Annotated in this window: 4 protein-coding genes; all 4 read right to left on the reverse strand. The window is 67.5% G+C overall.

Annotated elements, in window-relative coordinates; translation table 11 throughout:
• Positions 1-2,095, reverse strand: a 2,095-nt coding sequence (locus QE494_RS16530) for an ATP-binding protein (protein WP_300045119.1), incomplete at its 3' end; no start/stop codon positions are given.
• Positions 2,096-2,253: 158 nt separating this feature from the next.
• A complete protein-coding gene (locus tag QE494_RS16535; protein ID WP_300045121.1) occupies positions 2,254-3,225 on the reverse strand; it encodes an alpha-E domain-containing protein in 972 nt (323 codons plus the stop codon).
• Between the two features lie 25 nt (positions 3,226-3,250).
• The gene (locus QE494_RS16540; protein ID WP_300045123.1) at positions 3,251-4,741 is read right to left on the reverse strand and encodes a circularly permuted type 2 ATP-grasp protein; all 1,491 of its coding nucleotides are present in this window, start codon (positions 4,739-4,741) and stop codon (positions 3,251-3,253) included.
• An 83-nt stretch (positions 4,742-4,824) separates the two neighbouring features.
• Positions 4,825-5,272 (reverse strand): ComEC/Rec2 family competence protein (locus QE494_RS16545; protein ID WP_369289728.1); only part of this gene is annotated, 448 nt, incomplete at its 5' end.

Consider the following 5,272-nt stretch of genomic DNA (forward strand, 5'->3'; position numbering starts at 1 on the left):
GCAAGGCGGCGCCAGGAGCGCGGGCCGCAGGAGCGGGGCGGCCAGCCACACCTGGCCCGGTCGACGCCGCCGCGTTCGGCAAGCCCCGCGGGCCGGGCTGGCCCTGCGGACCGGCAACACCCCGCGGCCCCGGCAATCCCTGCGGCCCCGGCAGGCCCTGAGGACCTGGCGCCCCTTGCGGCCCCGGCAGGCCCTCCGGCCCCGGGGGGCCCGGGGGCCCCGACCGACCCTTGGCATCGGCAGAACTGGGCTTGTCCCAGGGCGCCAACAGGCCCAGCTGCGGCAGACGCACGACGAACTCGCTGCCGGACCCAAGGCCGGCGCTGTGCGCTTCAACGCGGCCCCCATGCAACCGCACCAGCCCGTCGACCAGAGACAGGCCGATACCCAATCCCCCCTGGCGGCGCTCCTGCGGCTGCGGCAGTTGGGTAAACAGATGGAACACGCGCCGCAGCATCTCCGGGGCAATACCGGCCCCGTTGTCGCGCACCCGCACCACCACCTCTTCGGGCAAGGCCTGCAGCACCAGCTCGATGCGCCCGCCATGACGGGTGTACTTGGCAGCGTTATTGAGCAAATTGGCAAAGACCTGGGCCAACCGAGGGCCGTCACCCTGCACCAGCACAGGGCCAGGCGGGAAGGCCTGCACCAGGTGGTGATGGGCAGCCTCGATCAGAGGACGGCTCATCTCAACCGCAGTCGCGAGCACCTCGACCATGTCGACCCGATCCCGCTTCAGGTCCAGCTTGCCGGTGCCGATGCGAGAGACATCGAGCAAGTCATCAACCAAGCCAGACAACTGGCCGACCTGGCGCTCGATCATGCGGGTGACTTGTTCGACCCGCGTCTGGTCGCCCGGTGTCCGCTGCAGGATGGTGAGGCCGTTGCGGATGGGCGCCAACGGGTTGCGCAACTCATGGGCCAAGGTCGCGAGAAAAACGTCCTTGGCCCGATCCGCCTCGCGCAGCGCACGCAGCAGGCGGGCATTCTGCAGCGCGACCGCAACCCGCCGAGCGAGGTCAACCGCTAGCGAAAGGTCAGGCTCACCGTAGGTGCGGGTGTTGTCGACCGTGGCGAAGCTGATCGCCCCCAGCGATTCGTTCTGGGTCTTGAGCGGCACCGCAATGTAGGAGTGCATGCCCAACGCGAGCAGCGACTCGCGACGCTCCGGCGACTCGACAGAGCGCTCGAGGATTTCACGGGTCATTCGCGGGACCAGCTGCGGCCGCCCCGTGGTCAGGACATGCCAGGTGCCACCCCGGGTGCGGGGGTCCGGCGGATAGCGATCGTGCAGCCCCGCCAGCGCGGCCTCGCGCGATGGGTCGGCGTGGACCGCCGCGACGCGGCGCAGGGTGCCGTCGGCCTCCAGCAAGTCGATGGCGCAGTAATCTGCGAAGTCGGGCACCGCCATGTGCGCGATCTTGTCGAGGGTGGTCTCTACCTCCGACAGCGCGGCCAGCTCGTCGCTGGCGCGGGCAAGGAACTGGAGGTCGAGCGCCTGGCGTCGCTGCTCGGTACGGTCGCGCATGATGGCGAGGAAGCCCTCGGGCTGACCCAGTTCGTCATGCAGCGGGAGGGTCTCACCCGAGGCCCAGAAGCGGCTGCCGTCCTTGCGCAGATGCCAGCGCTCATTGATGGCCCGGCCCTCCTCTCGAGCCGTGTCCATCTCTTGCTGTGGCACGCCGGCTGCGATGTCATCAGGGGTGAAGAGCCGGCTCACCGGCTGGCCAACCATGTCGCTTGCGGTCCACCCGGTCAAGCGCTCAGCGCCGCTGTTCCAGGTGGTGATGGCGCTATCGCTCTGCGTGGTGAGGATGGCATGGTCCACCGCACTGCCGACGATCTGGCGGTAATACGCATCGGACGGCTGCGCACGCGCCGGCCCGGGGGGCTCGGGAGCACGCGCCTCGGCGAGCTCTTGAGCGAGGGTCGCGGCGAACTCGGGCGTGAGGGTCCCAGAGGACTCGGGGGCGAGCGGTCCGGCGGACTCACCAGCGGCCATTGCGGGCGCGTCCTGCGCATTCTCTGTCGACATTTCGGGAGCGGCGCCCGCATCCTCGGGCTCCGGCGAGGCCTTGGGGGAAGGTTCAGACATGGGGGCAAGGCCGGTGCTAGGGAAGACCTCCAGCGTAGCCACAAAGCCCCAGCCGTGGTGTGACCTGCGTCGCAGCTTCTTCAAGAAGCTGTAACGGAGGTCTCGTGGCGCAGTGCTCAGTTGCAGTGATTACTGCGCGACCGTAGACAGCCCCTGACTCAGGCAGGGACCAGGAAGTCCCGACTGATGCGCACACCCAGCTCATTGACACGATCGAGGAACTGGGTCAGGTAGGCGTGCAGGCCGGTCGCCAAGATCTCGTCGATCTTGCCGTACTGCAACTCGGCCAACAGACGGCCGGCGCGGCGCCGGGTCTCCTGCGCGCTGTCTCCGGCCACCATGGCCAAATTGCCCACCACTTCGGCCACGCTGGCGTGCAGCGAGCGGGGCATGTCGGAACGAAGGATGAGCAACTCGGCCACCCGCTCGGGCTGGATCACATTGCGATAGACCTTGCGGTAGATCTCGAAGGCCGAGACGCTGCGCAAGATGGCGCTCCACTGGTAGAAGTCGTAGTCCTCGCCGTCGGCGCCTTGCGAGCCATCGCCGGCAACCGCACCGTGGTACTCACTCTTGAGCGCGTTGAACTTCACGTCCAGCAAGCGTGCGGTGTTGTCGGCCCGCTCGAGGAAGGTGCCCAGGCGCATGAAGTACAGGGCCTCGTCCATCAGCATGGTGCCCACGGTGACGCCCCGCGAGAGGTGGGAGCGGAACTTCACCCATTCGAAGAACTGGCCCGGGTCACGCAGATGCTCCTGAGCCCCGATGCGCCGCCCCAACTCGAGCCAGGTCTGGTTTTGCGTTTCCCACACCTCGGTGGTCAGGGTGCCGCGCACCGCGCGGGCGTTCTCGCGCGCGGCCTGCAGGCAGGAGACGATAGACGATGGGTTGCCGGGGTCGACGACCATGAACTCCATCACCGCGCCCGGGGAGATCTCGCCGTGCTTGGCCTGGTAGGCGGGAAGGAGCTCGCTGATGGAAAGCAGGCCTTGCCAGCCCATTTGCGCCGCCTGCGCAGACTGGGGCAGCAGCGAGGTCTGGTAGTTGACGTCCAGCATACGGGCGGTGTTTTCCGCGCGCTCGGTGTAGCGGGACATCCAGAACAGGTGGTCGGCAGTGCGTGACAGCATGGTGGGTATCCTGTTCTTGCTGCAATCAGTCTTCAAGGATCCAAGTGTCCTTGGTGCCACCGCCCTGCGAGGAGTTGACCACCAGGGAACCTTCCTTGAGCGCGACGCGGGTGAGGCCGCCGGGCACCATCTGCACCTCCTTGCCCGAGAGGACAAAGGGCCGCAGGTCGATGTGCCGCGGGGCCACTCCGCTGTCGACGAAGGTGGGGCAGGACGAGAGCGAGAGCGTGGGCTGGGCGATGTAGCCGCCGGGGTTGGCCTCCAGCACCCGGCGAAAGTCGGCGATTTCCTGCACGGATGCGGCAGGGCCAACCAGCATGCCGTAGCCACCCGCGCCGTGCACCTCTTTGACCACCAGTTCAGGCAGGTGGGCCAGGATGTACTTCAGGTCCTCCGGGTCACGCCCCATGTAGGTGGGCACATTGCTCAAGATGGGCTTTTCGCCGAGGTAGAACTCGATCATCTTGGGCACATAGGGGTAGATGGACTTGTCGTCCGCCACGCCGGTGCCGATTGCATTGCAGATGCTCACGTTACCGGCGGCGTAGGCCTCGACCAGGCCATGGCAGCCCAGCGTGGAGTTGGGCCGGAAGACGGCGGGGTCAAGGAAGTCGTCGTCCACACGGCGGTAGATCACATCCACCCGGCGCGGGCCGCGGGTGGTGCGCATGTAGACATAGCGGTCCTTCACAAACAGGTCCTGGCCCTCAACCAATTCCACACCCATCTGCTGCGCCAGGAAGGCGTGTTCGAAGTAGGCACTGTTGTACATGCCGGGGGTGAGCACCACCACCGTCGGGTCCTGGGCACCCGACTGGGCGGCCGACTGCGAGCTCGCGCGCAGCGTCTCAAGCAAAAGGTCGGGGTAGTGCATCACCGGCGCCACACGGTGCTGGCTGAACAGGTCGGGGAAGAGCCGCATCATCATGCGGCGGTCTTCCAGCATGTAGCTCACGCCGCTGGGCACACGGAGGTTGTCTTCCAGCACGTAGTACACGCCCTCGCCGGAGGCGTCGGGGGCTCGCACGATGTCGATGCCAGCAATGTGCGAATAGACCTGATTGGGCACATTGACACCCATCATCTCCTTGCGGAACTGGGCATTTTGGGTGATCTGCTCCGACGGGATGACGCCGGCCTTGAGAATTTCCTGCTCGTGGTAGACGTCGTGCAAAAAGCGATTGAGGGCGGTGACCCGCTGCACCAGGCCTTTTTCCATGCGCCGCCACTCGTGGGCGGGGATGACGCGGGGGATGAGGTCAAAGGGAATGAGTCGCTCGGTGCCAGCGCCGTCCTCGTCCTTCGCGCCGTAGACCGCGAAGGTGATCCCGACTCGCCGGAATACCATCTCCGCCTCCTCACGCCGGGCGGCCATTTGTGCGGCGGTGCGACCGGCCAGCCAGGCGGCGTAGGCCTCGTAGTGCGGGCGCACACCCGCCATGGGCTGCCCCTCCCAGGGGAGCGACCGGACCAAACCCTCCGGCAGGGTGGCGACCATTTCGTCAAACTTCTTCATCGGCGGGCTCCTCACCCTCAGGATAGCAAGATGTGGGCCGTGCGACCGCGTCAGCCCCTCGGGGCGCGGGGTCAGCGCGGCGCTCACCGACCCCGCCGGAGGTCTGGGCCGGGCGACGCCCCGTCGGTCGCCACGGGTAGGTGCCACCAGTAGCGAGGCGCGTCCCAGCGTTGGCATTCAACGCGGTCTGGCTGGCTGGAGACCCATCGCGCCGCGCCGCAGGACGGCGTAGCGATCACCTCAATGCCCTGCGCCGCATAGCGCGCCAGCACCGCGGCCGCCGGGTGGCCATAGCGGTTGCGGTAACCCGCCTGCACCAGGGCCCACTTCGGCTGCACTGCCGCCAGCCAAGCTTCGGTGGAGGAGGTGCGGCTGCCGTGGTGGGGCACCAGCAGAAGGTCCGCGCGAAGTGAGGGCGCGGCCTCCCTGACCAAGCGCAGTTCCTGCGCCGCTTCGAGGTCGCCGGGCAGCAGGGCGACCGCCCCGCCCTGCCCCTGGATCCGAAGCACGCAGGAATGCGCGTTCGGGTTG

The sequence above is a fragment of the Ramlibacter sp. genome (genome assembly GCF_029866045.1).
Lineage (GTDB): Bacteria > Pseudomonadota > Gammaproteobacteria > Burkholderiales > Burkholderiaceae_C > Ramlibacter.

Excerpts from the sequence above, each read along its gene's own strand:
- QE494_RS16540 (WP_300045123.1), bottom strand. The coding sequence starts at position 4,741 with ATGAAGAAGTTTGACGAAATGGTCGCCACCCTGCCGGAGGGTTTGGTC.
- QE494_RS16535 (WP_300045121.1), bottom strand. The coding sequence starts at position 3,225 with ATGCTGTCACGCACTGCCGACCACCTGTTCTGGATGTCCCGCTACACC.